22 protein-coding genes are annotated in these 26,815 nt (G+C 68.9%); 11 read left to right on the forward strand and 11 right to left on the reverse strand.

Annotation, left to right across the window (positions count from 1 at the left end; genetic code table 11):
* Positions 1–254: 254 nt before the first annotated feature.
* The 6 genes from MA879_RS01055 to dnaB form a co-directional block, all read right to left on the reverse strand.
* Positions 255–2,048 (reverse strand): ATP-binding protein, encoded by a 1,794-nt coding sequence (locus MA879_RS01055; protein ID WP_248122531.1) that lies wholly within the window; start codon positions 2,046–2,048, stop codon positions 255–257.
* Between the two features lie 91 nt (positions 2,049–2,139).
* Positions 2,140–5,568, reverse strand: a complete 3,429-nt coding sequence (locus MA879_RS01060; RefSeq protein ID WP_248122533.1) for a DEAD/DEAH box helicase family protein — start codon at positions 5,566–5,568, stop codon at positions 2,140–2,142.
* A 56-nt stretch (positions 5,569–5,624) separates the two neighbouring features.
* Positions 5,625–6,752 (reverse strand): restriction endonuclease subunit S, encoded by a 1,128-nt coding sequence (locus tag MA879_RS01065; protein ID WP_248122535.1) that lies wholly within the window; start codon positions 6,750–6,752, stop codon positions 5,625–5,627.
* A 5-nt stretch (positions 6,753–6,757) separates the two neighbouring features.
* Positions 6,758–8,230, reverse strand: a complete 1,473-nt coding sequence (locus MA879_RS01070) for a type I restriction-modification system subunit M (protein WP_248122536.1) — start codon at positions 8,228–8,230, stop codon at positions 6,758–6,760.
* Positions 8,231–8,403: 173 nt separating this feature from the next.
* A complete protein-coding gene (locus MA879_RS01075) occupies positions 8,404–9,567 on the reverse strand; it encodes a PIN domain-containing protein (RefSeq protein WP_248122538.1) in 1,164 nt (387 codons plus the stop codon).
* 28 nt (positions 9,568–9,595) lie between these two features.
* Positions 9,596–10,984 (reverse strand): replicative DNA helicase, encoded by a 1,389-nt coding sequence (gene dnaB, locus MA879_RS01080; RefSeq protein ID WP_248122540.1) that lies wholly within the window; start codon positions 10,982–10,984, stop codon positions 9,596–9,598.
* A gap of 783 nt (positions 10,985–11,767) precedes the next feature.
* Here dnaB and MA879_RS01085 point away from each other — a divergent pair.
* From MA879_RS01085 to MA879_RS01100, 4 genes are read left to right on the forward strand one after another with little or no spacing between them, the layout of a single operon-like run.
* Positions 11,768–12,949 carry a TAXI family TRAP transporter solute-binding subunit gene (locus MA879_RS01085; protein ID WP_248122542.1) on the forward strand — a complete coding sequence of 394 codons (1,182 nt, stop codon included), beginning with the start codon at positions 11,768–11,770 and terminating at the stop codon, positions 12,947–12,949.
* Positions 12,946–15,039: a TRAP transporter permease gene (locus MA879_RS01090; RefSeq protein ID WP_248122545.1), complete on the forward strand. Its 2,094-nt coding sequence runs from the start codon at positions 12,946–12,948 to the stop codon at positions 15,037–15,039. The genes MA879_RS01085 and MA879_RS01090 overlap by 4 nt, the downstream gene beginning before the upstream one ends.
* Positions 15,040–15,091: 52 nt before the next feature.
* The gene (locus MA879_RS01095) at positions 15,092–15,883 is read left to right on the forward strand and encodes an enoyl-CoA hydratase/isomerase family protein (RefSeq protein WP_248122546.1); all 792 of its coding nucleotides are present in this window, start codon (positions 15,092–15,094) and stop codon (positions 15,881–15,883) included.
* Positions 15,884–15,916: 33 nt separating this feature from the next.
* Positions 15,917–16,786, forward strand: a complete 870-nt coding sequence (locus MA879_RS01100) for a 3-hydroxyacyl-CoA dehydrogenase family protein (protein ID WP_248122548.1) — start codon at positions 15,917–15,919, stop codon at positions 16,784–16,786.
* A gap of 5 nt (positions 16,787–16,791) precedes the next feature.
* On the opposite strand, the gene MA879_RS01105 is transcribed toward MA879_RS01100, so the two are convergent.
* Positions 16,792–17,697: a LysR family transcriptional regulator gene (locus MA879_RS01105; protein WP_248122550.1), complete on the reverse strand. Its 906-nt coding sequence runs from the start codon at positions 17,695–17,697 to the stop codon at positions 16,792–16,794.
* Positions 17,698–17,844: 147 nt separating this feature from the next.
* On the opposite strand from MA879_RS01105, the gene MA879_RS01110 reads away from it, so the two are divergent.
* Genes MA879_RS01110 through MA879_RS01125 form a run of 4 tightly spaced genes read left to right on the forward strand, consistent with a single transcriptional unit; the run spans position 17,845 to position 21,850 of the window.
* Complete coding sequence (locus MA879_RS01110) at positions 17,845–19,074, forward strand: CaiB/BaiF CoA transferase family protein (protein WP_248122552.1); 1,230 nt, start codon at positions 17,845–17,847, stop codon at positions 19,072–19,074.
* Positions 19,071–19,382, forward strand: coding sequence for an acyl-CoA thioesterase (locus MA879_RS01115; RefSeq protein WP_248122554.1), 312 nt, complete (start codon positions 19,071–19,073; stop codon positions 19,380–19,382). The genes MA879_RS01110 and MA879_RS01115 overlap by 4 nt, the downstream gene beginning before the upstream one ends.
* A gap of 1 nt (position 19,383) precedes the next feature.
* Positions 19,384–20,595 carry an acyl-CoA dehydrogenase family protein gene (locus MA879_RS01120; protein WP_248122563.1) on the forward strand — a complete coding sequence of 404 codons (1,212 nt, stop codon included), beginning with the start codon at positions 19,384–19,386 and terminating at the stop codon, positions 20,593–20,595.
* A 28-nt stretch (positions 20,596–20,623) separates the two neighbouring features.
* The gene (locus MA879_RS01125; RefSeq protein WP_248122565.1) at positions 20,624–21,850 is read left to right on the forward strand and encodes an acyl-CoA dehydrogenase family protein; all 1,227 of its coding nucleotides are present in this window, start codon (positions 20,624–20,626) and stop codon (positions 21,848–21,850) included.
* A 16-nt stretch (positions 21,851–21,866) separates the two neighbouring features.
* Here MA879_RS01125 and rimK read toward each other — a convergent pair whose 3' ends face one another.
* Positions 21,867–23,105 carry a 30S ribosomal protein S6--L-glutamate ligase gene (rimK, locus tag MA879_RS01130; protein WP_248122567.1) on the reverse strand — a complete coding sequence of 413 codons (1,239 nt, stop codon included), beginning with the start codon at positions 23,103–23,105 and terminating at the stop codon, positions 21,867–21,869.
* A 27-nt stretch (positions 23,106–23,132) separates the two neighbouring features.
* Here rimK and MA879_RS01135 point away from each other — a divergent pair, with 27 nt between their 5' ends.
* Together MA879_RS01135 and MA879_RS01140 are read left to right on the forward strand one after the other, a co-directional pair.
* On the forward strand, positions 23,133–23,663 hold the full coding sequence (locus MA879_RS01135; protein ID WP_098471024.1) for an ATP-dependent zinc protease family protein: 531 nt from the start codon (positions 23,133–23,135) through the stop codon (positions 23,661–23,663).
* On the forward strand, positions 23,660–24,793 hold the full coding sequence (locus MA879_RS01140) for a succinylglutamate desuccinylase/aspartoacylase family protein (RefSeq protein WP_248122569.1): 1,134 nt from the start codon (positions 23,660–23,662) through the stop codon (positions 24,791–24,793). The genes MA879_RS01135 and MA879_RS01140 overlap by 4 nt, the downstream gene beginning before the upstream one ends.
* 26 nt (positions 24,794–24,819) lie before the next feature.
* Here the strand turns inward: MA879_RS01140 and MA879_RS01145 are convergent, their stop codons facing one another.
* Positions 24,820–25,197 (reverse strand): nuclear transport factor 2 family protein, encoded by a 378-nt coding sequence (locus tag MA879_RS01145; RefSeq protein WP_134416171.1) that lies wholly within the window; start codon positions 25,195–25,197, stop codon positions 24,820–24,822.
* Between the two features lie 254 nt (positions 25,198–25,451).
* On the opposite strand from MA879_RS01145, the gene MA879_RS01150 reads away from it, so the two are divergent.
* Positions 25,452–25,685, forward strand: coding sequence for a hypothetical protein (locus MA879_RS01150; RefSeq protein ID WP_248122571.1), 234 nt, complete (start codon positions 25,452–25,454; stop codon positions 25,683–25,685).
* Between the two features lie 104 nt (positions 25,686–25,789).
* Here MA879_RS01150 and MA879_RS01155 read toward each other — a convergent pair whose 3' ends face one another.
* Positions 25,790–26,509: an MFS transporter gene (locus tag MA879_RS01155; RefSeq protein ID WP_248122573.1), complete on the reverse strand. Its 720-nt coding sequence runs from the start codon at positions 26,507–26,509 to the stop codon at positions 25,790–25,792.
* An 88-nt stretch (positions 26,510–26,597) separates the two neighbouring features.
* Positions 26,598–26,768 (reverse strand): hypothetical protein, encoded by a 171-nt coding sequence (locus MA879_RS01160; RefSeq protein ID WP_228070596.1) that lies wholly within the window; start codon positions 26,766–26,768, stop codon positions 26,598–26,600.
* Positions 26,769–26,815 lie beyond the last annotated feature (47 nt).

A 26,815-nucleotide genomic window follows, 5' to 3' on the forward strand; every position in this document is an offset into this window, starting at 1 on the left:
CTCGCCTTCCATCCCCCCCCCCCCCCGTGCGTCGATCTTCGCAGACCTCATGTTCGGCCGCAGGATCTGGAGTGTTAGCTGGGAGCTCGTGTGCGTCCATGCTGTAGTCGCTGCACCGCACCGGAGCTGAGCCCGGAGATCGCGGCACACGAGGTGCTCGCCGCCGGCGCGCCGGCTGCCGAGGGAGAGGCGAGTCCGAAATTTATGACTGCACGCCCCGGCACCGGCGAGCCATAATTTTCTCGTCCAGAAAGTTATGCCCCTCCCTCGACGCCCGCCGGGCCGCCCGCGGCCCTCTCCTGCACCCAGCGGTAGAAGAAGCCTCGCCCTCGACGCGACGGAGTGGAGGGCTCCAGGTGTCCTTCTTCCTCCAGCGCTCGCAGGGTGGAGCCCATGTTGGAGGCGTGGCCGCCGACCAGCGAGGCCAGCTCGGTGGTGCTGATCCGCCCGCGCTCACGCGCGAAGTCCATGGCCACGGCACGCCGTGCCGGTGCCGCGCGGTGGCGGCCGACCTCAGCGTCCAGCGCTGCAAGCAGCTGCTCCGCCCGGTCGCTCAGCTTCCACACGGGCGGAGCGACGTCCGGCGTCCCTGCCGCGAGCTCCACAAGGAAGGCATCACCGGCGGTCGCCGCCCTGAGTCGGTCCAGCACCGATCGCGCCTCCGTCGGAGAGACCTGGGTCAGCCGGGCAGCCCTGATCTCATCGATCCACACCCGCTCCACCAGGTGCCGCAGAATGAGGACGGCGGACACGTCCTGCGTGAGATGGCGCGGCTCCACCTTGCCCAACCACGCCATCCACGGTTCATCCAGGGACTCGCCCACCAAGGTGGTGCGGACATACGGCCCGGGGATCTCCTCGATCTCCGGGCGCGGATGCCCCAGACGCACCATCTCGCGGACCATGCGGTCCACACCGATGCCCTGCCGCTCGGCCACGCGCAGGTCCGCCAGCAACTGAGTGAGGGCCCTGTTTCGTGAGACCGAGGGGTGGGTGATGATGTTCCCCGGCTCCACCCCGCCGAAGAACCCGCCAGGGCTAGTCACCCGCAGGGTGCGGCCGATGTGCTCCACGCGGGTGGCCTCCGGCTGTCCCCATTCGCGATGGGCGACCCCATTCACCAGGGCTTCACGAGCGGCGATCCGAGGGATGTCCCGCAGCTGCCCGACGGCCAGGCCCGTCTGCACATGCCGCACCGTGTTCCGGGCCTCGAACGCCTGAAGGACGTCCGCCAGCTCCTCCAGGAGGGAGCGTCCGCCGCGGTGGACGCGGATGCTGCTGTCAGCGCCGGCCACCTCGTGGTGGGTGTAGTCCAGGGACGGCTCGGCCCGCCCCACGAAGGCGAGGACGCCGGCGTTCGTCAGCATTCCCTCCGGAGTGACGACGTTCAGCCGGCGCAGCAGCTGCGGGGTCGGCGCGTTGGCGAGGTCCTCACTGCGCTCGTCACCGCTGTCGTAGAGGAACGCACGGGCGACATCGACGGCAGAGGAACGCACATCTGCCACCGGAACAGCGGACGCCTCGGCCGACCAGTCGTACTGCCTGCGATACATCTGGCGCGTGTGCCAGGTGCTGGCGTCGACCTCAGCACAGTGATCCCCGACGCGCCAGCGGATGCGCCCCTCCATGCGGATCGGCTCGACGGCAGCCGGCGGGTAGAGGACGAGCAGGCGCGTTCCCTGGACGACCACTTCCTGCACATCCACCGTGAGCGCACGCCCGGCGACCTCGAAGATGCGGAAGCGCAGCCACTCGGCGTCCAAGGCGGTACCGATCAGCTCCCCCGTCTTGGAGACCCCGACGATCAGCGCGCCACTGCCGGGCGTGTTGGCCATGCAGGCGGCTTCCTTGGCGAGGAACTTGGCAGCGTCCGCGTCCTCCCTCCGGCCCTCGAGCAGCTCGCCCCGCGGACCACGACGCGAGGGATCCTCCTTGAAGTCGACGAGTGCCGTCTCGTCGGGGTCGCCGAGGGCGGTGCCTGCATCGAGGCGGCTCAGCAGTTCTCGCACCCGCGTGCGCACCGGGTCCGGGCCGAAAGTGATGGTCATGCCCCCAGGATGCCACGGACCATAATTTTCCAGCCAGGAAAATTATGACCATGGCCGCAGTCTCGTAGAAGGCGGTAGGGGCATGCTCTCGTCACGCCACCCTCCCCGCTCTCACCTCGGCCCGCCGCCGGACGTCGGCCAACACGGCCACCACGGCGTCGGCCGCCTCCCCCGGATACACGGCGTCCACCCCACCCATCGCCAGATAGGGGTCCTCGTAGAGGCGCCCAGGAGACACCACACCGTTGCGGACCAGGTCGTCCACGAGCATGCGAGTGAAGTGGGTCTGGTCAGCGTTCCACCGCCCCTCATCCAGGAACCCGGCCAAGGCCTCCTCGGCGGCACTGCGGTCCAGGCCGACCAGGCTTCGCACGAACACGCCGAGTTCGTCCCCGGCCTGGTCGCGCACCCAGTCCAGTTCGGGACGCTCCGACCCGCCTGCCTCCACCAGCATGCGGCCGAGCTCGTCCAGGTCCGCCTCCGTCAAGGGCTGATTGCCGCGGAGCTTCCGCAGAGCCAGGGTGTCCCGCTCGCCCTGGAGGAAGGCCCTCGCCTTCCGCCGGTAGCGCTCCCAGTCCATGCCGGGCCTGGACGGCACGATCACCACTTCACTGGAGTCCAGGAGGGTGTCCACGAAGTCGGTGTAGACGGGGGACGAGGTTCGCCAGGGCAGGAATGCCACGAGGTCACGCAGGCCCTCGCGCAGGGCCTCGACGTCCGCGAGCCCCGCGTCCTCCCACCAGAGGTCTTCGGCCACGCGGGACAGCAGGTCCTCCTTCTGCTTCACAGCGGGGATGCGCACCTGGCTCAACAGAGCCCCGGCGATGTCCTGGATCGCCGTGCGGCACCGTTCGGCCGTGGTGAGGTCCTGGTCCAGGTCGGCGAGCTGCCAGCGCAGGGTGAGCAGGTCGAAGCGTTTGGCGGCCTCGTCGGGGTCGCGCACCGCGGAGGGCAGTCCTGCCACGTGCTCGGCGAGTTCCTGGACGTCCTCGGCGCTCACGCGCCCCCAGGCTGCGGCGTCGGACCAGCGCTCCACCTGACGCCGGTGCTTGCGCACCAGGAGGTTCTGCCCGGGCATGGCCGCCACGTAGGAGTGCAGCCAGTCGGCGTGACTGCGGCGCACAGCACCGGCTCTGTCCTCCCGTTCGCTCCCCGCTTCAGCCTGAGCGTCCAGGGCCGCGACGACGGCGGCCCGCGTCTCGAAGATCTGCTGGGTGAGGGGCTTCTGCTGGGATGGCGCCCGTTCGGGAAGGTCCTGGTTGAAGTACTCGAGATTTCCGCCGACGTCGATGACGGTGAAGGAGGTCTTGTCCCGGCCAGGACCGTAGAGGTCCGGGCGCAGGCGGGTGCCGCGGCCGAGCATCTGCCAGAACTTGGTCTTGGAGTGGACCACCTTGAACAGCACGAGGTTGACCACGTCGGGGATGTCCACGCCGGTGTCGAGCATGTCCACGCTGATGGCCAGCTGAGGCATCTTGTGCGGGTCGGAGAAGTCGTCCAACAGGGCGCCGCTGTAGGCGGTCCTGCTGGTGATCACGCGGGCGAAGCCACCGCCCAGTTCGGGGAAGCGCTCGTTGAATCGGCGCTCGATGAACTCGGCGTGCCGCTGGTTCTTGGCGAAGAGGATCGTCTTCCCCAACCGGTCTCCATCGGCCACCTTCTGCCCGCGCTCCATGAGCAGCTCGAGCACCTTGTCCACGGTGTCGTCGTTGAAGAGGAACTGGTTGATCTCCTGGGAGTCCACGTTCTCCGGAGGTCCGTCCTCGCCCCAGTCGAGGGCATCCCATTCGGCCTTCTCCTCCTCGGAGAGGTCGTCGTAGCGGATGCCCCGGCGGAGGAACTCGGTCCCGGCAGACACCCCCTCCGGCGGCACCAGGTAACCCTGCTCCACGGCCTCAGCGAGGTCGAAGGCGAAGGTGGGGACGCCGTCTTCGAGGTGGAAGAGGCGGTAGGTGTTGCGGTCCACCTCGTCCTTGGGGGTGGCGGTGAGGCCGATCAGGAGGGAGTCGAACCAGTCGAAGATGGCCCCGTACTTCTGGTAGATGGAGCGGTGGGCCTCGTCGATGATCACGAGGTCGAAGTGCCCCGCGCCGAAGCGGCGGGGCCCGTCCTGCCCGTCGCGCTGGAGCAGGTTGAGCATGGTGGGGTACGTGGCGGCGTAGATACGGCCTTCGGCGGTCCTGTCGTTGAGCAGGTTGACGACGGTCTCGTTCGGCAGGTGCTTCGTGAAGTTCTTGGCGGCCTGTTTCACCAGGGCGGTGCGGTCGGCGAGGACGAGGACGCGCTTGACCCACTTGGCACGCAGCAGCTGGTCGACGAGGGCGATGGCGGTGCGGGTCTTGCCGGTTCCGGTGGCCATAACGAGCAGGGCGTCGCGTTGGCGGGCGGTGAAGGCCTCGCCGACGGCGCGGATCGCCTCGAGCTGGTAGGGGCGCCCGGCGATCTCGGTTTTGGGAAGCACGGTGGCGAGGTCCTGGCGAGCGGTGCGGCGCTGGATCAGCCGCTCGAGTTCGTCCGCCGTGAGGAACCCCTCGATCTCGCGGGGTGGGTAGCCCCCGGCGGGGCCGAAGGCGGCGTCATCCCAGAGCCAATGCTCGTAGCCGTTGCTGTAGAAGATCAGCGGACGGCGGCTGTACTGCGCTTCGAGGGCGTCCGCGTAGCGGCGGGCCTGCTCCTGGCCTTCGTGGGGGCTGCGGGTGGTGCGCTTGGCCTCGAGGACGGCAAGGGGCAGGCCGTCGGCACCCCAGAGGACGTAGTCCACCCGGCCGGTGCCGCCCGGGGTGGGCAGTCCGGTGACGGGGTATTCGCGGTCGCGGTTCTGGTCGAGGGGCCACCCGGCCTCGTGGAGGAGCAGGTCGATGTAGAGGGTGCGGGTCTCGGCCTCGGCGTAGTCATAGGCATGGAGGTCGGTGAGGTCACTGGCAGCCGCGGCTGCCTGGGCGGCGGCGATCTGCTCCCGCAGGGCGGCGATCTCCGATTCGTAGGCAGCGGCCTGCTGCTCGCTCTCCTCGCGAAGGCGGGCGTTGGCCTCGTCCTGGGCCTTGAGTCGGGCGATGACCGCGTCGAGCTGTTCGACGGGCATGGCTGCCTGGCGCGGGGCCCGTGCGGGGTCGAACTGCGCCTTGGTGGGGACGGCCTCAGGGTGGGGCCCGTGGTGGAAGGCCGTCCAGACGAGCACATGGAAGAGCTCACGGAGGATCGTCAGGGCGGCCCGGGAGTCCAGGGCGAGGTCCTTGTGGACGGCGTTGTTCCCCGCCTTGCGGAGGAAGTTCAGCTTGTCCACGATCTCCCGCCCGGTGAGCGTGGTGAAGGCGGGGGCGTTGATGCGGCCGGCGAGGTCAGTGCTGTAGGGGTCGTCCAGGCCACGGGTGGCGTAGAGGAACTCGACGATCCGTTCCACGGAGCGTCGGGCGTAGAAGGCGGCGGCGCGCGGGTCCGTGGTGAGGTAGGCCTCGGCCTGGGCAGCATCCCGATGGACGGCGGGGAGGGCCCGCTCCACCCAGTCCATGTTGCTTGCCATCGGCTCCTCCTTCGATGCGCACCGCCGCGCTGCGGCTGCGCCCTATCCTGCCGGGTTCACAGCTCTCCGCGGAACGCCCGGTACTGCAGAGACGCGAACAGCTCGTCCTCGAGGGCCAGCGCCCGCTCGATCCGCTCCCGTTGCGCGTCGACCTTCGCGACGACGGCCGCGAACTCGCGCTGGACGGAGAGAGGAACATCGGGGAGACGCAGGGTAAGTGTTCGTTTGATGTTCAGGTTGCTGATATTGGTGGTCTGGTTGCCGAAACTGCGCACCGTCTCCTGGATCCGGTCACTGTTGAACCAGTGGTAGAGGAACATGGGGTCCACGTCCGGGCCGGGACGGAGCGCCGCAACGAATCCACCGATCGCAGACCGCTCCGGAAGCTCTCCGACAAAGCAGCACTTGCCCACCAGGTTGTAGCTGTTGGCGCTCGAGACCAAGGTGTCCCCGGGGCGAAGGTATTTGTCCTCATTCCTGACGAGATCCGCAGGGATTCTAATGACATCAGACAGGTCAAGGCGCTTCTGCACATTCTTCGTCCGCATGACGGGAACACCCTCATTCGACACATCAGCCGGCTTGAAGGTGACCCCTCGAACAAAGCCAGCAACATCCCCAAGAGCCGGTCCAGTGGGAGCATGCGCGACGACTGCCGCAAGCCTGGAACGGATGAGAACTTCCAGGTAATCCACCTGAGCACGACGACGCGACCGCCGCGCATCGGCCCGGTCCAGGATCGCCGCGATGCGCCGCTGCTCATCGAGTGACGGCAGTTCGGGAACGTGGAGACTCAGAAAATCTTTTACCGATGTGCGACGCCTCCTCGGCACACTGCCAAATGCAACTGAATCATACCTCGCCACCATCCCTGGATCAGAGAGAATCCTGTAGACATATGATTCATCCAGCCCCTCTCGCACCCTAAATGTCGGATAGAGTGGGCTCGCCACCCCACTGAAACCTAGGTCATTCATTGCGAGAGCGCCAGCCCACAGCAAGTATGGATTAAATGCAAAAGTCCCAGGCTGGATAAGCTTATATCTTGAGGTGTCCTCTGTCGCAAGCCTTTTGCTGAAACGCTCACCCTGAAGAACGAACCCCCTCTTCTCCGTCAGAGTAAGAACCGGAATTTCCTCATGACCCCCGGGGCGTTCCGAAATTTCAAAGAGCAGATCTCCCACCGTCTTCACTGCAGCATCGCCTTCAGCTCGGCGGTCCCCGCGGCGATCTCCGCGTCGAGCTTCTCGAGGTCCGCGAGGATCTCGAGCGGGTCCCGGTGCTCGACCTCCTCGACCTCGATCTCCTTGTACCGGTTGATCGAGAGGTCGTACCCCTGCTCCACGATGTCTGCCTTGGGCACCAGGAAGGACTGGGCGGTGCGCGGACGATCCTTCTCACCCGCCAGGTTCTGCCAACGCCGCAGCACGTCCGGCAGGTCGTTGGCCTCCACCGGGGTGCGCTTGTCATCCAGCGATAACCCATCGGCACGAACGTCGTAGAACCAGACATCGTCCGTGCTGCCGGGACCGTCATTGCGGAAGAAGAGGATCGCCGTCGAGACCCCCGCATATGGCTTGAACACACCCGAGGGGAGCTTCACCACCGCCTCCAGATGATGGTCTTCCACCAGCATCTTTCGCAGGTCCTTGTGCGCCTTCGACGAGCCGAACAACACGCCGTCCGGCACGATCACCGCCGCGCGGCCGCCCGGCTGCAATAGCCGCAGGAACAGAGCCAGAAACAGCAGTTCCGTCTTCCTCGTCTTCACCACGCGCTGCAGATCGGAACTCACGGCGTCAGCGTCGAGGGACCCGGCGAACGGCGGATTGGCGAGGATCAAGCTGTGCTTTCCGGCGTCGCCGTCGCTGGCGCCCTGGGCCAGGGAGTCCCGGTAGGCGATGTCCGGGGACTCCACCCCGTGCATGAGCATATTCATGCTGGCGATGCGCAGCATGGTGCTGTCGAAGTCGTACCCGTGGAACATCCGCCTGTTGAAGTGCAGGCGAGCATGGGCGTTGTAGAACATGTCCGGGTGCGTCTCCCGCAGATACTCCGACGCGCCGACTAGGAACCCCGCCGTGCCGCAGGCCGGGTCCACGATGACGTCCTCCGGGGTGGGTGCCGTCATCTGCACCATGAGGTCGATGATGTGCCGCGGAGTGCGGAACTGGCCGTTCACCCCCGCCGAGGCGATCTTGGAGAGCAGGTACTCGTAGAGGTCACCGGTCGTGTCTCGGCTGCCCATCGGCAGCTGGTCGATCAGGTCCACCGCGGTGGAGAGCATGCGTGCGTTCGGGATGGTGAACCGGGCATCCCGCATGTGATGTGCGTACGTGGAGTCCTCACCGCCCACCTGCTGGCCCAGCTGCCGCAGGAAGGGGAACACCTCGCGGTCCATGCGGGCGAACATCGTCTCCGCGGACTCGTTCTTCAGCTGCTGCCACCGCAGATGCTGCTGATCAGGGCCGAAGACGGGATTCTCCACCGGCTGGTTCGTGTGCCGCGCTTTGGCCTCGGCCTGCGTCTGCCTCTCGTCCAGGCGACGGAGGAAGAGCAGGTAGGTGATCTGCTCGATCACTTCCAGCGGATTGCTGATGCCACCCGTCCAGAAGGCGTCCCAGACACGGTCGACCTGCTTCTTAAGATTTCCTGTGATCATGGGTCATATGGTACACGCAGGCACTGGCTGTGGCGAGAATTAATATTCTTGCCAATACCGGCACCTCGATAATTTTTAACCAAATTTGTCACAGTCTCTTCAGGTTTTCAACAAGAATTACTGACTTTCGACACAGGGGTATTAAACAATAGAGCAGAGGCTGCGCTCTCCCATCATGCAATCCTGTAATCCAAGACAGACAGCCTTCTAGAATCTCCCTCAATTTCGAACTCAAAGTTTCTATCAATGCCGACCCGAAAAACCGGCCTACCCTTGTTCCAGTCCATAGACATGACACTTGGATTGATAAGAATAAAATCGGAGACATCCTCAGGATTTACCTCAAGTAGTGCCTCCACTTGCACAGGAACCTCCACTTTCCCTCGAATAGCGGCTGCACACTCTGTGTCTTCAATTAATTCAACCGGTTCCCATGTCGCATCACCCGAGTAAACCTCCACAGCATCCACTCGAACCTTCCAACCACCTTTAAAGTTTGACGCCAAAATGTCAGCCAGCTGACCCCCGCTATCTAACTCTTTACCCTCTAGCGCCATCAAGTAGCGTTCGACCTCAGCGATTGCTTCATCCCCCTGATCAACGGACAACAAGGGATTCATCTCAACTTCACTGATGGCGATATATCGATCTACCTCATCAGACAGATAATCCGCAAGTAATTGCTCGAGCGAAGTTGCGTACGAAAAGCTATTGAAATTGCCGACATCGTCGAGCAGATCAGAATGAAGGGTTCTCCTGGACTTTTCTGCAGAAGAATCCAATGGTGCTGCAAAGTCATTCGTATTTTTAGAGACAAACACAACATCAGACCCCTCAGGAGTCGAGTTAACGACCGTATCCCAGATTATCCAATCAGCAACACCTGACCCATCGATTTTCAAAGGCTTCCGCCTGAGAAAGTAGTCGTCTGCTAACCTTGCATGATCGAAGATCCGATGTGATAGGATTTTGAATCCCTTAGAGGACAAGAAGTCCTGAATTTTCACAGCAGTAGTTGAGAAGTCCTGGGATTTTTGTAACTCCTCGGCAACCCACTTACGTCGTCTTGACTTACCCAGCCCTGGGGTTGTGTCATCTTCGAGAGACCTAAGGCGCCCCAACCAGAACGGATGTGCCGAAATCAGCCAGCTTTTCAAACTATCAGCAGAATCTTTTATACTCGCAACCTCTTGCGCCGCAAGTTCCTTGACGACAACTTCAGGCACGCCAACTTCTGCAATCCCTGCAGACACCATCCCAATCAGGAGAGCAAATTCTTCCCCCTCCATTTCCCAGTTCCCAAACAGGATGTTTGTGTCCAAAATTATGAGCTTCACTCTTCTCCTAGGATCTGGGGTTTGACGCTTAAAAACCACCACTCCCCCCGCCATCCTGTGCGAGGTTGCTGAACCGACTGTAATGTCCTTGGAACCCCACCACAATGGTCTTCGTCGGGCCATTCCTGTGCTTCGCCACGATCAGGTCGGCCTCGCCCGCGCGCGGGGACTCCTTGTCATACACGTCCTCGCGGTGCAGCAGGATCACCATGTCCGCGTCCTGCTCGATCGAGCCCGACTCGCGCAGGTCGGACACCTGCGGCCGCTTGTCCGTCCTCTGCTCAGACCCACGGTTCAACTGGCTCAACGCGATCACCGGCACGTCGAGCTCCTTGGCCAGCAGCTTCAACGCCCTAGAGAACTCGGCGACCTCCTGCTGGCGGGACTCGACCTTCTTGCCGGAGCTCATGAGCTGCAGGTAGTCCAGCACCACCATCTTGAGGTTGTTCTTCTGCTTGAGCCGCCGGCACTTGGCGCGGATCTCCATCATGGTCATGTTCGGGGAGTCGTCGATGAAGAACGGCGCCTCGTTCAGCCGCCCCACGGTCGCGGCGATCTTGGACCACTGGTCGTCCCGGATGGTGCCCTTGCGCAGGTCCTGCAACGCGATCGTCGCCTCGGCGCTCAAGAGCCTCATCGCGATCTCGTTCTTCCCCATCTCGAGGCTGAAGAACACGGTGGCCATGTTGTGGTGGATCGCCGCGGCCCGCGCGAAGTCCAGCGCGAGCGTGGACTTGCCGACGGCGGGGCGCGCCGCGATCACGATCATCTGCCCGCCGTGCAGGCCCTGCGTCAGCTCGTCGAAGTCGTAGAAGTCCGTGGGCACGCCGGTCATGCCCTCGCCCTGGTTGCCCGCGGCCTCGATCTCGTCGACGGCGTGCTCCATGATCTCCGCGAGGCGCACGTAGTCCTCGGACTGGCGGTTCTCCGCCACCTTGTAGATCTCGGACTGCGCCTCGTTGACGATCTCCTCGACCTCGCCGTCGCCCTGGTAGCCGAGCTGGGTAATCTTGGTGCCGGCGGTGACCAGGCGCCGCAGCACGGCCTTCTCCGCCACGATCGCAGCGTAGAACCCGGCGTTGGCAGCCGTGGGCACGGACTGGATGAGCTCGTGCAGCACGGCCGGACCGCCCACGCGGCTCAGCTCCTGGCGCTTGTTCAGCAGGTCCGCCACGGTGACGGCGTCGGCGGGCTCGCCGCGGCCGTAGAGGTCGATGATCGCCTCGTAGATCATCTCGTGGCTGGGCCGGTAGAAGTCGTGCCCGCGCAGCAGCTCCACCACGTCCGCGATCGCGTCCTTGGAGAGCATCATGCCGCCGAGCACCGAGCGCTCCGCCTCCAGGTCCTGGGGCGGCAGGAACCGCTCCGCCCCGCGGCCGGAGTCGTAGGAGTCCGAGTCTCCGTAGCCTTCAGTCAACTGCGGGGGCTCCCTTCCACGGCCGCGCCCTCACGACGCCGGCCCTCGGCCGGCACCGCCGGCTCGCCTCTACCTCGACAAAGAAGATCCCCGCCCGGCCGCCCGCCCCCATGCAGGTGGGGGCGTGGCGGTCCCCGGGCGACGGTCTGGACGGATGCGCGCCTGAACAGTGGTCACCTGCGGCCAATACCCGCCCTCGCGTTGGGAATACCACGGGACACTACGCCCGGCCCGGAACCCGGGCAACCGCGTTACCCACAGCTCTTGGGGACAACGTGTGGAGTACTCGGCGTGTCGCGTGCACACTCTGGGGACAGAGCTGGGGAGAACGCGGGCCCGACCTCCAGAATCCGCTTGTGACCTGGGGTTTTATGGTGTGGAGAACTGTGGAGAAGAACTTCTCCACCTCGCCGCCGCCCGCACTCCGGGCCACACGCCGATGGAACTCCCCCTCGAATCGGCCCCAACAAGCCGATCTGTCCACACCGCTGTCCACATTCCCCACAGGTGTGGACAACTTCTGTGGAGAACTCTCCCGCATTTGGGGACGGCCGAGTTGACGCACCCCCGTGCCCGGGCGTTCACTGCCCCGCCACCTCTGCGTCGCCATTCCAGGCGCCCTCGGCGCTTCTGGCGACCGCCGTGTTTTGCTCTCATCTCTGTCCAGTCATTCTCTTTGCGCATCAGTGCCCTCTCTCTGTGGCGCGGATCACGTTTGACGTGCATCAATGGTCATCACGCCCGACCCACTCCGGTCGACGTCCCCCAGCGATTGGAACCCCCATGTCCCTGTCTCGCCGCAGCTTCCTCGGCGGCGCCGGCGCGCTCGCGGGCCTCGGCGCCTTGACGGCGTGTTCCCCCACGGACGGCTCCCAGCAGAGCGTGTGGTCCACCTACGGCGTGGGCACCGGCACGTACAACGACCTCGCGGCGGTGGCGAACACCCTCACGCAGGTCAACGGCCGCCAGGTGCGCCTCATGACCTCCTCCACCGGCATGGGCCGCATGGCCCCGCTGATCAACGGGACCGCCGACTTCGCCCGCTCCGGCGACGAGTACTACTACGCCTTCGAGGGCGACGACGAGTTCTGTTCGCCGACGTGGGGCCCTCAGCCCATCCGTCAGGTGTGGACGCCGCGCGGCAACTACGGCGTGCTCGTCCGGAAGGACAGCGGCATCGAGACCGTCGAGGATCTCGAGGGGCGCAACTACCCCAACCTCGTGGGTGCCACGTCCATCAACCGCAAGCTCGAGGCGTTCCTCAACTACGGCGGTCTCACCCGTGCGGACACGAACCTCGTCAACACCACCTACGCAGGCCAGATCGAGATGCTGAAGACCGGGCAGCTCGACGCGCTCTACCAGAACGTCGTGGGCTCCAACGTCGAGGAGCTCGCCTCCCAGTACCCCATCCGCTGGCTCGACTTGAGCAGTGAGGACCCCAGCCGCTTCGAGTCCTGGGAGCGCCTGGCCCCCATCGCCCGCCCGGGCAGGTTCACCGGCGGCGCCGGTCTCGCGAAGGGCGAGTCCGCGGTGAACATGCAGTACTCGATCCCCCTGACGACGCTGTCCACCCGGCCGGCGGACGAGGTCGCGCAGCTGGCCACCCAGATCCACGAGAACTTCGACCGCTACAAGGACGCCACGCAGGACGCCAAGATGTTCGCCCTGGACAAGATCATGTTCGACCCGATGGTCGTCCCGTTCCACGACGGCGCGCGGTCGGTGTTCCTGGACCTGGGGGTGTGGACGCCGCACATGCAGCGTCGGCACGAGGCCCTGCTGGACCGGGAGGGGCTCCTCCTCGACGCCTGGCCGCCGTTCCTCGAGCAGCACCGCAAGGACGATGCCGCCGCCCAGAAGTGGTTCGACTGGAAGCAGGAGAACCTTCCGGACCTGCCCCCCATCGAGGACCTCCCGGAGGACGACGCGTCCGCCGCCGACACGCAGGGAGACGACGCATGACCACGACCACCCCCGCCGACGCCATCGCGGTCACCCGCCGCAACCCCCGGCTCACGCCGTTCTGGAGCGTCGTCACGGTCGTCCTGACCGTACTGGGCGTCCTCGCGACCATGAACCAGGTGTTCTTCTGGAATCTGGGGGGTGTGACCCGGCTGGAGAACACGTTCCTGTATCTCCTCCTCGCCACCTTCCTCCCCATCATCTTCATCGTCACCCCTGCCACACACCGCCGCGGAGGACGAAAGGAGCGGCGCACCGCTCCTCCGCCCGGCACCGGGGCGATGCGGATCGTCGAGGCGGACCAGACCACCGATCAGATGACCGACCGGCGCACCGGCGTCCCCTGGTACGACGTCGCACTCATCCTCCTCGTGGAGGTCTGCTGTCTGTACTTCGCGGCGAACGGCCTGGACATCCAGGAATACGGGTGGGAGTGGAACGCCCCCCTCACCGCCACCGTGCTCTCGGTCGTGTTCTGGCTCCTGATCGTGGAGGTGCTGCGGCGGTCGGCGGGGTGGATCGTCGCGGCGCTGGCCCTGGTGTTCTCCCTGTACCCCATGATCGCCGGTCAGATCCCCATCGGGATCCTCCAGGGCATCGACTACGACGCCCTCACCCTGGCCCAGATCCACGCCATGGGAACCGAGTCCATCCTGGGCCTCCCCCTGCAGACCGCCGGGACGATCCTCGTCGGATTCCTCCTCTTCGGCACGGTCCTGCAGCACACCGGCGGAGCCGACTTCTTCCACAACGTCTCCACGGCACTCTTCGGGCGGTACCGCGGCGGCTCGGCCAAGGTGGCCGTGGCGTCCTCCGCCACCATGGGCATGATGTCCGGATCCGCCGTGTCCAACGTGCTGACCACCGGCCCGATGACCATCCCGGCGATGGTGCGCTCCGGGTTCACCCCGCGCGTCGCCGGAGCCGTCGAGGCCACCGCCTCGTCGGGTGGCTCCATCACGCCCCCCATCATGGGCACGGCGGCGTTCCTCATGGTGTCGTTCGTGGGCGTGCCGTACACCACCATCCTCGTCGCCGCGACGATCCCGGCGATCCTGTACTTCCTCGGCATCTTCCTGCAGGTGGACGCCTACTCGGCCGTCCACGGCCTGCGGGGGGTCCCCCGGGACCGCCTTCCGCGCCTCGGCCGGTCCCTCGTCGAGGGATGGCCCTACCTGACCGCGCTGGTCCTGCTGACCGTCCTGCTCTTCATCCTGGACTCCGAGGCGCAGGTCCCCTACTGGATCACCGGAGTCCTGCTGCTGATCGCCGTCCTCAGCCCCCGCGTGCGCATGGGCAGGCGCCAGTGGTTGGACCTGGCGGTGGACTGCGGCCGCACCCTCGCGCAGATCATCGGCATCATCGCCGGCGTCGGTCTGATCCTCGGCGGACTCTCCGCCACGGGCGTCGCCCTGTCCCTCTCCCGAGACCTGCTGGCACTGGTCGGGGACAACGTGGTGCTGCTGCTCATCGCCGGCGCCGCCGTCTGCTTCGTGCTCGGCATGGGCCTGACCATCTCCGCGGCCTACGTGTTCCTGGCCATCGTGATGGTCCCGGCCGTCGTGGCCCTCGGGGTGAACCCCCTCGCCGCGCACCTGTTCGTGATCTACTGGGCCTCGGTCTCCTACATCACCCCGCCCGTGGGCCTGGCCGCCTTCGCGGCGGCCGGCATCTCCAAGGCGTCCCCCATGGCGACCTGCGTCGAGGCCATGCGCCTGGGCGCGGTGAAGTACATCGTGCCGTTCGGCTTCGCCCTGAATCCGGCCCTGGTGGCCCAGGACGACCCCGGGCGGGTCGCCGTGGCGTTCGTCTTCAGCCTGGTGGCGGTCTACGCCATCGCCGGCGCCTTGGGCGGCCACCTGGCCTTCGTGGAGCGCCGGGTGCCCCTGTGGGCCCGGGCGGCGCTCGTCGTCGGCGGCTTCATGATGTTCCTGCCGCAGATGTGGGTGACGCTGCTCGGCCTGGCCCTCACCGCCGTGGTGGTGGTGCTCGTCCGGCTGACCGTCCCCGGCGACCTGCCCCCGGAGCCGGTGGTGGACCCCGACGGGCTCACCGACCGCGCAGACCGCCCGGCCCCCGCCCACGCCTGAGCACCGCGGCTCCCCGCACCGACCCGACCCGACCTGCCCCGAAGGAGATCCCATGAGCCCCGACCCCGCGACCCCCACCGAGCCCCTGGTGCTGTTCACCGCCGAGGACGGGATCGGCACGATGACGATCAACCGCCCCGAGGCGCGCAACGCGATGAACCAGGCCGTCCAGGCCGCGGTCCGTGAGGTCCTGGACGAGGTGGAGGAGCGCGAGGACATCCACGTGCTCGTCGTCACCGGTGCCGGGGACAAGGCCTTCGTCGCCGGCGCGGACATCCGGGAGCTCGCGGAGCGCGGCCCCGTGGACGGACTCGTCGGGCGCATGCAGGGCCTCTACTCCCGCCTGCACGCGATGGAGACGCCCACCGTGGCGGCCGTGAACGGCTACGCGTTCGGCGGCGGCTGCGAGCTGGCCCTGGCCTGCGACGTGCGCATCGCCTCCCAGCGCGCCCAGTTCGCCCTCCCGGAGACGGGCCTGGGCATCCTCCCGGCGGCCGGGGGCACGCAGCGCCTGGCGCGCCTCGTGGGCGTGGGCAACGCGACCGAGATGATCCTCACCGGCCGGCGCGTCCCGGCCGAGGAGGCCCTGCGCATGGGCCTGGTGACCGCCGTCGTCCCCCCGGAGGAGCTGATGGCCCGGGCGAAGGAGACGGCGCAGGCGATCGCGGCGCGCGGCCCCCTCGCCAACCGCCTGGCCAAGACCGTGCTCGAGCACGCCTTCGACACGGACCGCGAGACCGGCCTGCTGCTGGAGAGGCTGGCCGTGAGCGTCCTCTACGCGCACACTGAGCGGGACGAGGGCACCTCCGCGTTCTTCGAGAAGCGCCCCCCGCAGTACCGCTGACAGCACCACGACACCGCTACGAAGGGAACACCCATGACCATCGACATCCGCCGCGCCGTCGTCCTCGGCTCCGGCACCATGGGCTCGCAGATCGCCGCCGTGGTCGCCCTGGCCGGCTACACCACCGCCCTGGTGGACATCAGGCAGGAGCAGCTGGACCACGCCCGCGCCGAGCTGACGAAGCGCCTGGACCGCGACGTCGAGAAGGGCCGCCGGGAGCGCGCCGACGTCGACGCCGCGTGGGAGCGACTCACCCTGACGACCGACCGCGATGCCGTGGCGGCGAACGCCGACCTCGTCATCGAGGCCGCCGTGGAGGACCTCACCATCAAGCGGTCCATCTTCGCGGAGCTGGACGCGGTGTGCCCGCCGGACGCCCTGCTGGTGACGAACTCCTCCAACATCGTCTCCTCCCGCGTGGCCGACGCCACCGAGCGGCCCGGCAAGGTGTGCAACCTGCACTTCTTCAACCCGGCCCTCGTCATGGCGTGCGTCGAGGTCGTCCCCCACGAGGGCACGGACCCGGAGACCGTGGAGGCCGCCGTGGCCTTCGTCGAGTCGCTGGGCAAGACGCCCGTGAAGCTGAAGAAGGAGGTCCCGGGCTTCCTGGCCAACCGCCTACTCAACGCGCTGCGCCGGGAGGCCGTGGACCTGTACGAGGACGGCGTCGCCGACTTCAAGGACATCGACCTGGCCGCCAAGACCGCCCTGGGGCACCCGATGGGCCCCTTCGAGCTGATGGACCTGGTGGGGATCGACGTCGTCTACCTCATCCGCCTCGCCGAGTACGAGCAGACCGGCGACCCCGCCTCCCTGCCGGCCCCGTCCATCACCCAGAAGTACGAGGCGGGCGACTTCGGCCGCAAGACGGGCCGCGGCTGGTACGAGTACCCGGCCGAGTGAACGGCTCAGGCGGAGGCGAGGCGGGGCGGGAACAGGGCGGCCGCGATGCGCGTGACGCGCTGGACCGCCCGGTTGTGGTCGTGCTCCCGCCAGATGAGCCGCACGTCCAGCGGGGCGCCGCCGGGCTCGAGGGCCAGCCACGAGACGCCGTCGGCGCCGATGTTGTCCCGCACCGAGTCCAGGCTCAGGGCGATCCCGACGCCGGCGTCCACCAGCAGGGTCTGCGTCCACGAGTCGGGCGCGTGCTCCCGCACGCGGGGCACGAACCCGGCGGTGCGGGCCAGGCTCTGGAGGCGGTTGCTCAGGGCGGACATGGACCCGCCGGGCAGGGTGATCCACTCCTCCTCGGCCAGGTCCGCCATGGCCACCGAGGACGCCGAGGCCAGCCGGTGCGTCCTGGGCATCGCCACGATCAGCCGCTCCCGCCCCACCAGGTAGGAGCGCACGTCCGCGGGAAGGAAGTCCCACCGACCCACGGAGAGGTCCAGGTCCCCGCTGATCACCCGCTCCAGACCCTGCGGGGAGAACTGGGAGCTGTGCAGCTCGAGGCGCACCCCCGGGCACCGGGCCCGCACCTCCCGCGCCAGCCGTGCCACGCTGCGGTTGATGGAGGCGCCGGCGAAGCCCAGGCGGACGACGCCGGTCTCCCCCGTCACGGCGCCGCGCACCGTGTCCCGGGCGCGCTCGGAGACAGCCACCAGCTCCCGCGCCACCTCCACGAGGGCCGCACCGGCCGGGGTCAGGGAGACGTGGCGCGTGCTGCGCTCGAACACCGGGGCGCCCAGGTCCTTCTCCAGCGCCTTGATCAGCCGGCTCAGGGCCGGTTGGGCCATGCGGAGTCGCGCGGCGGCGCGGCCGAAGTGCAGCTCCTCGGCGACGGCCAGGAAGGCCCTGGCGTGGTGGACGTCCATGACCGTCCTCCTCGCTCCGTGCCGGGGCCGGGAGATCGATGCTGAGAGCGCATCGCCGACCTTCGGAATATGTATTAGACAGGATCTAATCACCCTGGTTTGGTGGTGTCCACACCGTGTCGGACATCACAGCGAGGAGAGCCCCCGATGAGCACGCCCGGATCCCAGGCCGCGTCGCCGCGACGACCGCTGGACGGCATCGTCGTCGCCGACTTCTCCCGCGTGCTCGCCGGGCCCTACGCCACCATGCTCCTGGCGGACATGGGGGCCACCGTCATCAAGGTCGAGTCGCCGAACGGGGACGACACCCGCCTGTGGATGCCCCCGGAGCGGGACGGGATCGGGACCTACTACCTCTCGGTGAACCGCAACAAGAGCTCCATCGCCCTGGACCTGGCGGACGAGCAGGACCTGCGCACGGCGTACGCGATCCTGGACCGCGCCGACGTGTTCGTGGAGAACTTCAAGCCCGGCGGCCTGGCCCGGTTCGGCCTCGACCCCGAGTCCGTCCGCGAGCGCTGGCCCCGCCTCATCCACGCCAGCATCACCGGCTTCGGCACGGCAGGGGGCGCGTCCATGCCGGGGTACGACCTGCTCGTGCAGGGGATGTCGGGGTTCATGCACGTCACCGGCCACCCGGACGCGGACCCCCAGCGGGCCGGCGTGGCGATCTTCGACGTCGTCACCGGCCTGCACGCCGCCGTCGGCATCCTGGCCGCCCTGCTGGAGCGGCAGGGCAGCGAGGACGGCCCTGGGCAGCATGTGGCCCTGAACCTGCTCTCCTCCGCCCTGTCCGGGCTCGTGAACCAGACCACGGGCTACGCGGCGGCGGGGGACAACCCCCAGCGGCTCGGCAACGACCACCCCAGCCTGTACCCCTACGGGCCGTTCCCCGCGGCGGACCAGGACCTCATCATCTGCGTGGGCAACGACAGCCAGTTCGCCCGCCTCGTCCAGACCTTGGGCGTGCCGGAGCTGGCCGACGACCCGCGCTTCGAGTCCGTGCTGCTGCGCAACGAGAACCGGGACGAGCTGCGGATCCTGATGGCGGAGGCGCTCGCCGCCGGGACCGCCGACCACTGGTTCCGGCGCCTCCAGGCGGTGGGCGTGCCCTGCGCCCCGATCCTGGACATCGCCCAGGGCGTGCAGCGCGCCGACGACCTCGGGCTGGAGCCGGTGGTCCAGGTGGGCGCGCCCGGGACCCGTCAGGTCCCGCTGATCCGCAACCCCGTCTCCTTCAGCCGGACCCCCGTGGCCTATCCGAAGGCGCCCCCGCACCTGGACGAGGACGCCGCGGACGTCCGCGCCTGGCTCGAGGCCACCCCGGCCCGCCGGCACGACGGCGATCGGGCGGCCGACCCGGAGGCGGCCCGGTGAGCGGCGGCGTCTTCGAGTGCCCCGTCCCCGTCCGCTGGTCGGACCAGGACGCGAACGGCCACGTCAACAACGCACGCGTGGTGACCCTCCTCGAGGAGATCCGGATCGCGGCCTACCTGGCATGGCTGGACTCCACCCCGGACTCCGGGCTGCCCCGTGTGGTGCGCACCCTGACCGTGGACTTCCGCCGGGCCGTCCACCGGCCCGGGGTCACCGCCGCCGACGAGGCCACGGCCGCCGCCCGCCAGACCACCTCCCCACCGACTGACCACGGCGCACCGCCGCCCCCCGCTGACAGGAGATCCTGACATGGCATCCCTCACCCCCGTCATCGAGCACCCGGACTTCCTCCTTCTGGACGAGGAGCTCGACGCCGACACGCTCGCCCTGCGGGACCGGGTGCGGTCCTTCGCACTCGAGCACGTGGAGCCCGTGATCAACGACCACTGGGAGCGCGCCGAGTTCCCCTACGGGATCCTCCCGGCCCTGCGCGAGACCGGGATCGTGGGCACGTACATCCAGGGCTACGGCTGCCCGGGGATGTCGCGGCTGCAGGCCGGGATCGTGGCCCGGGAGATGGGCCGCGTGGACGGCTCGGTGAACACGTTCCTGGGCGTGCACGCCAACCTCGGCATGGGCTCCATCTACATCCTCGGCGACGAGGAGCAGCGCCAGCGCTGGCTGCCCGCCATGGCCCGCCTGGAGAAGACCGGCGCGTTCGCCCTAACCGAGCCCGCGCACGGGTCCGACTCCGTGTCCCTCGAGACGTCGGCCCGGCGGGACGGGGACTCGTGGATCATCGACGGCCACAAGCGCTGGATCGGCAACGGCGCCGCCGGCGACGTGATCGTCCTCTATGCCCGGGATGAGGCGGACGGCCAGGTCAAGGCGTTCGTGGTCGAGAAGGACGACGACGGCCGCTACCCGGAGGGCTACTCCCCCGAGGTGATCACCGGCAAGGTCGCCAAGCGGGCCATCCACCAGGCCGACATCCGGATCGAGGGCCTGCGCGTGCCGGAGGAGAACCGCCTGGCGAACTGCGAGTCCTTCGCGGGCGTCAACCGGGTCCTCAAGGCGACCCGCGGCGGCGCCTCGTGGGAGGCGCTGGGCCACGGCATGGCGGCCTTCGAGATCGCCGCCCGGTACTCCCTGGAGCGCGAGCAGTTCTCCGCGCCGATCGGCTCCTACCAGCTCGTGCAGGAGAAGCTGGCCACGATGCTCTCCGACCTCGTCTCGATGCAGCTGATGTGTCGGCGCATGGCCGAGCTCGCCGAGGACGACCGACTCACCGACCCGATGGCCTCCCTGGTCAAGATGACCACCTCGCGCAAGGCACTGGCCATGTGCCGCGAGGCCCGTGACCTGCTCGGCGGCCAGGGACTGCTCCTGGAGAAGCACATCGCCCGCCACATGACCGACATGGAGGTCGTCTCCACCTACGAGGGCACCGACTCGATGCAGGCCCTCATCGTGGGACGCGAGATCACCGGCATCTCCGCCTTCACCCGCAAGCACCGCTGACCGCTGCACCCCCGAGAGGACACCGATCATGAGCACCGCCTTCCATTCCGACACCGATTCCTTCCTCGGCCGCGCCGACGTCGTCGGCCTGGACTCCCTGTTCTCCGCCGAGGAGAAGGCCGTCGCACTGCAGGTGCGCGGCTTCGTGGACGAGCACATCCGCCCGCACATCGCCCGCTGGTACGACGACGCGGTGTTCCCGCACGAGATCGTCCCCGAGCTGGGCCGCCTCGGCGTGCTCGGGATGCCCTACGAGGGCCACGGCATGCCCGGTCGCTCGGCGGTGGAGTACGGCCTCGCCGCCCAGGAGCTCGAGGCCGGAGACTCCGGCCTGCGCACCTTCGTCTCCGTCCAGGGCTCCCTGGCCATGGGCGCGATCCACAAGCACGGCTCCGAGGAGCAGAAGGAGCACTGGCTGCCGCGGATGACGGCGGGCGAGGCGGTGGGCTGCTTCGGCCTCACCGAGCCCGGCGCCGGCTCCGATCCGGCGTCCATGACCACCACGGCCCGCCAGGAGGCCGGCGGGGACTGGGTCCTCAACGGGACCAAGCGGTGGATCGGGCTGGGGACCATCGCCGACGTCGCGATCGTCTGGGCCCAGACCGGGGAGATCGGGGACGGCCGCGGGGTCCGCGGCTTCGTGGTGCCCACGGACACCCCCGGCTTCACCGCCGAGGCCATCACGGGCAAGCTCTCCATGCGCGCCTCGATCCAGACGGAGCTGCACCTGGAGGACGTCCGCCTGCCTGCGGACGCGATCCTCCCGGCGGACTCCGCCGTCGGGCTTAGGGGCCCCTTCCAGTGCCTCAACGAGGCCCGCTACGGGATCATCTGGGGCGCGATGGGCGCGGCCCGCGACTCCTTCGACGCCGTCCTCGACTACGCGATGCAGCGGCAGCAGTTCGGGGTGCCGCTGGCCTCCCACCAGCTGACGCAGGCCAAGCTCGCGGACATGGCCGTGGCCATCGGCAAGGGCTACCTGCTGGCGCACCAGATCGGCCGCGCCAAGGACGCCGGCCCGCTCACCCCCGCCATGATCTCGGCGGGCAAGCTGGACAACTGCCGCGTGGCCATCGGCATCGCCCGGGAGGCCCGCGAGATGCTCGGCGGCAACGGCATCACCCTGGAGCACTCGCCGCTGCGGCACGCGAACAACCTCGAGTCCGTGCGCACCTACGAGGGCACGGACGAGGTCCACCAGCTCACGCTCGGCCGGCACCTCACGGGCATCGGCGCGTTCGCCCCGGCCCGCTGAGCCGCGCCCGCCGGACTCAGGCGTCGTCGTCGGCGGGGGCCTCGGGCGCCGGGGCCTCCTCGGCGACGGACGCGAGGATCGGGGTGGCCGGCAGCTTCCGCACGCGCTTGGGGCGGCGGGCGCGGGCAGGGATGAGGGCGCGCATGTTCTCGGTCTTGCCGAAGCAGAGCAGCCGGTCGCCCTCCTCGAGGACCTTGGTGTCCGCGGGGTTGGGGAACACGGAGGTGCCGCGGTGCAGGGTGAGCACCTGCAGGTCCTTCGCGAGCAGCCCGGAGTCCTCGATGGACTGGCCCACCCAGCCGGAGCCGGCGTGCACGGTGATCTCACCGACGCCGTACCCGGTGGAGACGGCCAAGCGCTGGCGCACGTCGATGTCCGGGAAGCCGGCCTGGTCCGCCACGTAGTCGATGATCGCGCCGGCCACGTCCAGGTCCGTGGCGGCCTCGATGCCCTGCAGCCCCGGGGAGGAGTTCACCTCCATGACCAGCGGGCCGTGCTCGCCCTCGAGCATGTCCACGCCGGCCACGCGCAGGCCCATGATGTGGGCGGCGCGCACGGCGGTCTCCGCGTACTCGGGCGAGAGCTCGACGCGCTCCACGGTGCCGCCGCGGTGCACGTTGGAGCGGAACTCGTCCCCCTGGGCGCGGCGGCGCATCGCGGCCACCACGCGGTCCCCCACCACGAGCGCGCGGATGTCCGTGCCCTTGGACTCCTCCACGAACCGCTGGATGAGCACCTGCTGGTTGGTGCCGTGCAGCGTCTCGATGATCGCCTCGGCCACCTTCTTGGTCGGCGCCAGGATCACGCCGATGCCCTGGGTGCCCTCGAGCAGCTTGATCACCACGGGCGCCCCGCCCACCATGTCGATCGCCGTGGAGACCTCACCGCGGTTGCGCACGAACACGGTGGCGGGCATGTCGATCTCGTGGCGGGAGAGGATCTGGGTGGCCCGCAGCTTGTCCCGCGAGTTCATGATCCCGGCGGCCGTGTTGGGCGTGTAGACGTCCATCTGCTCGAACTGGCGCACCACGGCGGTGCCGAAGTAGGTCACCGAGTTGCCGATGCGCGGCAGCACGGCGTCGTAGCCGGAGAGGGGGCGGCCGCGGAACATCAGATCGGGCTCGTCCGAGCTGAGGTCGATGCCGAAGCGCAGGGTGTCCAGGACCTTCACCTGGTGGCCGCGCTCGAGCGCCGCGGTCTTGAGGCGCTGCGTCGAGTAGGCGCGCAGGGAACGGGAGAGGATGGCGAGCTTCATGACCGCTTTCCTGGGAGGATGAGGGGCGTGTCTGAATCTAAGCACACGGCCCCGGCCCCCCACGGCGTGCCCCCCACCGACGACGGCGCCGCTCGCCCGGGGCTGGTGGGCTGGCGCGAATGGGTCGGCCTGCCCGCCGCCCACACCCCCTGGATCAAGGCCAAGATCGACACCGGCGCCCGCACCTCGGCGCTCCACGCCTTCGGCATCGAGCGGTTCACCCGCGACGGCGCCGCGTGGGTCCGGTTCGAGGTGCACCCGTGGCAGACCTCGGCCGCGGACGCGCGGACGGCCGAGCTGCCGGTGGCCGACCTGCGCACGGTCCGCTCCTCGAACGGCAAGGCGCAGGAGCGCGTCGTCGTCGTGATGCCGCTGACCCTGGCCGGCCGCACGATCGAGGCCGAGGTGACCCTGACCCACCGGGACGAGATGGGCTTCCGCATGCTCGTGGGGCGCACCGCGCTGGCCGCCGGCGGCCTCCTCGTGGACCCCGCCGCCTCGTACGTGGGCGGGCAGCCGCCGCGCGGCGTGCGCCGCCGGAACCGAGGACGCGCATGAGCCGTCGCCCCGCCCGCGCCCCCTTCGCGTTCGGCGGGGTCGAGGTGCCGGCCGGCCGCCGCCACGAGCTGTCCCTGCCGATCTCCCAGCTCGTCACCGGCGCGGACGTCACCCTGCCCGTGCACGTGCTCCACGGCCGCGAGGACGGGCCCACCGTGTGGGTCTCCGCCGCGATCCACGGGGACGAGGTGGCCGGCGTCGAGATCGTCCGCCGCGTCCTGGAGCGCCTGCAGCCCAAACACCTGCGCGGCACCCTGCTGGCCGTGCCCATCGTCAACGTGCTCGGCGTGATGGCCGGGGACCGCTACCTGCCGGACCGCCGCGACCTGAACCGCTCCTTCCCCGGCTCCGCCCGGGGCTCGCTGGCCTCGCGCATCGCGCACCTGATGATGACCGAGGTGATCGGCCGCTGCACCGTGGGCATCGACCTGCACACCGGCGCGGACCGCCGCTCCAACCTGCCGCAGATCCGGTGCGACCTGGAGGACCCCCAGACCCGCGCGCTCGCCGAGGCGTTCGGCGCGCCCGTGCTCTTCCACGCCCGCCTGCGGGACGGCTCCCTGCGCGCCGCGGCCCGCGAGACCGGCGCGCGCGTGCTGCTCTACGAGGCCGGCGAGGCCTGGCGGTTCGACGAGTACGCGATCGCCCCCGGCGTGGACGGCGTGCTGCGCGTCCTGGCGCACCTGGGCATGGTGCGCGCCGCCGACGTCGGGCTGACCCCCGGCGACGACGAGGTGCCCCCCGCCGTCGACGCCACCGGCGAGAACGCCGAGTCCGTGGAGACGGACCCCGGCACCCACGTGGTGTGGCGCTCCGGGTGGGTGCGCGCCCGCGCCGACGGCCTGCTACACCTGGACGTGGCGCTCGGGCAGACCGTGCGCGCGGGCGAGCGGATCGGCGCGCTCTACAACTCCTTCGGCCGCCGCCTGGCCCACGTGAGCGCGGAGCTCAGCGGCGTGGTGGTCGGCCGCGCCGAGGCCCCGCTGGTGCACCGCGGGGACGCGCTCGTGCACATCGGCGAGCTCGACGGCCGGCCGACCACCACGCTGCCGGTGGCCGAGCCCGTGCGCTCCGGCGTGCGCGGAGGCCGGCCCTCCCACTACGAGGAGCGGGCCGAGCACCTGCCCTGAGCGGCACGCGGCGTCCTGCGCGCGACTCAGACCTCCGGCGAGACGAACGCCGCGGTGTCGTAGTACGTGGCGAAGCGCTGCACCAGGTCCCCGGAGAACTCCAGCAGGGATACCCCCGCGTAGGAGACCTCGCGGCCCGTGGTGAGGGTGCCGGTGGAGGTCCACTCGAGGACGCCGAGGTCGCCCTCCTCGCGCACGGAGACGAACTCGGTGGAAAGGCTGGAGAAGACCTCGCGGTACTGCCGCCAAAACTCCTCGGGTCCCTGGTCGGCGCCGGAGGCGTCCTTCTCGGGGCGCTGGAGGGTGGCGCCCTCGGCGAACAGCTCCAGCAGCGGGGCGGCCTCGCCCTCGTCCATGCGGTGCAGGGCCTCGACGAAGCGGTCGGTGCGGGTCTCGGCGGTCATGGGTTCCTCCTGGGGTTCGGGCGGCCCGGGGCGGGAGGCCCGGGGTCCGCGGTGGTCGCCAGCGCATCACTGATCCGCCGCTGTGCCCACCCCTGGGGCGCGCCCGGGATGCGAGAGGAAAAAGTCCTCGCTTAGTGGCGGCTGATCCCTGGACACCGGGGGTGTCGTGGCGGTCCAATGGGAGGTGTCGTCAGGCGGGCATGCGGAGCCGCCCGACGGCCGATCGTTCCACCCCGCCTCCGAAAGGCATCATCATGCTGAAGGCCATCTCCTCCATGGGCATCAAGTCCGATCACATGTACGCCGCCGGCCTGGCCTCCGTCGGCCTGACCTGGGTCGCCTGGGCCGTCTCCCGCTTCGGCGCCGACGAGCCCAAGCCCCAGGCCGACCGCTGGGGCCTGTTCACCGGCGAGTGGGCGCCCACCTTCATCGCCCTCGGCACCGCGCTCAAGCTCGAGGAGCAGAACGCGCGCTCGCTGACCAAGTGACCCGCTGACCCGTGGGACCGCCGGCACGGCGGCTCCACGGACTCCACGGTCCCGTGCCGCCCGGCGAGAGCCGACGGCGCGGGGCCGTCCCGTGTCCCGGAGCCCTAGGCCGAGGGCCGCCGGGCGATCTCGCGACGGCCGTGCACGAGGGCGTAGTACCCGGCCAGGGCCGCCACCAGCCCCGCACACGTCAGGAACATGACGGGGATGCCCGCCGCGGCCACCAGCACGCCCAGCATCACCGGACCCAGCCCGGTGCCCAGGTCCAGCAGCAGGAAGTACGTGCCCATCGCCACCCCCACCGACGACGGCGGCACCACCTGCGCCGCGATCGTCTGGAACACGCTGATCCCCGGCCCGTAGCTCAGTCCCAGCACCGCACGGCCAACGATGGTCCCGGCCGCGAAGAGCACGAAGAACAGGCCCGGCAGCGTCGGGGCCAGCCCCTGGCCGGAGGCGTAGACACCCACGAACGTCAGGATCCCGCCGTAGGCGAAGCCGGTCGCCATGGCCACCACGGCCACCGGGGCCGCCTCCAGGGAGAACACCGCCGCGCGGTGCAGGCGGAACCGGCCCATCCGCTGCCCCTCCGGGACGCGCAGCAGCAGCGAGACCAGCAGGGCCGCCGTCGTGAGGCCCGTGCAGGCGAGGAACAGGGCGTCGTGCCCGGGGCCGCCGGCCAGCTGGAACGCCAGGACCGGCCCCACCGCGCCCGCGATGGTCATGGCGGTGGAGAACCAGCCGGTCCCCTCGGAGCGCCGCGCCGGCGGGACGATCGACTGCACCGTCGTGGCGAGGACGGTGCCCGCGGCCCCGAAGCACATGCCCCCGGCCCCAGGCAGTGGCGGCCGGGGCGGTGGTCACGCGGGTGACCACCGCCCCGAGCACGAACGCCCCCACCACCAGGCCGGCCTACGCGTCGGCCGCGCCGAACCGCAGGACCGCGTACGCGGCCATCGCGGTCATGAGGGAGTAGAAGATCATGGCCACGAAGAAGTACGTGACCCCCACCAGCACGAACTGCCGCGTCCACAGGCGCTGCGGCGGCGCATCGGCGGGCACGGGGTGGGGGAGGTCGGCCATGTCCGCCATTGTCCCCGGTCCGCGGGCGGTCCCACGCACGACGACGC

This window comes from Micrococcus lacusdianchii (assembly GCF_023155805.1).
Lineage (GTDB): Bacteria > Actinomycetota > Actinomycetes > Actinomycetales > Micrococcaceae > Micrococcus > Micrococcus lacusdianchii.

Coding starts and splice junctions, on each gene's coding strand:
- MA879_RS01150 (WP_248122571.1), top strand. CDS start 25,452: ATGCTGAAGGCCATCTCCTCCATGGGCATCAAGTCCGATCACATGTAC.
- MA879_RS01160 (WP_228070596.1), bottom strand. CDS start 26,768: ATGGCCGACCTCCCCCACCCCGTGCCCGCCGATGCGCCGCCGCAGCGC.
- MA879_RS01070 (WP_248122536.1), bottom strand. CDS start 8,230: ATGATCACAGGAAATCTTAAGAAGCAGGTCGACCGTGTCTGGGACGCC.
- MA879_RS01140 (WP_248122569.1), top strand. CDS start 23,660: ATGAGCCGTCGCCCCGCCCGCGCCCCCTTCGCGTTCGGCGGGGTCGAG.
- MA879_RS01155 (WP_248122573.1), bottom strand. CDS start 26,509: ATGTGCTTCGGGGCCGCGGGCACCGTCCTCGCCACGACGGTGCAGTCG.
- MA879_RS01125 (WP_248122565.1), top strand. CDS start 20,624: ATGAGCACCGCCTTCCATTCCGACACCGATTCCTTCCTCGGCCGCGCC.
- MA879_RS01060 (WP_248122533.1), bottom strand. CDS start 5,568: ATGGCAAGCAACATGGACTGGGTGGAGCGGGCCCTCCCCGCCGTCCAT.
- MA879_RS01105 (WP_248122550.1), bottom strand. CDS start 17,697: ATGGACGTCCACCACGCCAGGGCCTTCCTGGCCGTCGCCGAGGAGCTG.
- MA879_RS01085 (WP_248122542.1), top strand. CDS start 11,768: ATGTCCCTGTCTCGCCGCAGCTTCCTCGGCGGCGCCGGCGCGCTCGCG.
- MA879_RS01120 (WP_248122563.1), top strand. CDS start 19,384: ATGGCATCCCTCACCCCCGTCATCGAGCACCCGGACTTCCTCCTTCTG.
- MA879_RS01110 (WP_248122552.1), top strand. CDS start 17,845: ATGAGCACGCCCGGATCCCAGGCCGCGTCGCCGCGACGACCGCTGGAC.
- rimK (WP_248122567.1), bottom strand. CDS start 23,105: ATGAAGCTCGCCATCCTCTCCCGTTCCCTGCGCGCCTACTCGACGCAG.
- MA879_RS01145 (WP_134416171.1), bottom strand. CDS start 25,197: ATGACCGCCGAGACCCGCACCGACCGCTTCGTCGAGGCCCTGCACCGC.
- MA879_RS01090 (WP_248122545.1), top strand. CDS start 12,946: ATGACCACGACCACCCCCGCCGACGCCATCGCGGTCACCCGCCGCAAC.
- MA879_RS01095 (WP_248122546.1), top strand. CDS start 15,092: ATGAGCCCCGACCCCGCGACCCCCACCGAGCCCCTGGTGCTGTTCACC.
- MA879_RS01055 (WP_248122531.1), bottom strand. CDS start 2,048: ATGACCATCACTTTCGGCCCGGACCCGGTGCGCACGCGGGTGCGAGAA.
- MA879_RS01100 (WP_248122548.1), top strand. CDS start 15,917: ATGACCATCGACATCCGCCGCGCCGTCGTCCTCGGCTCCGGCACCATG.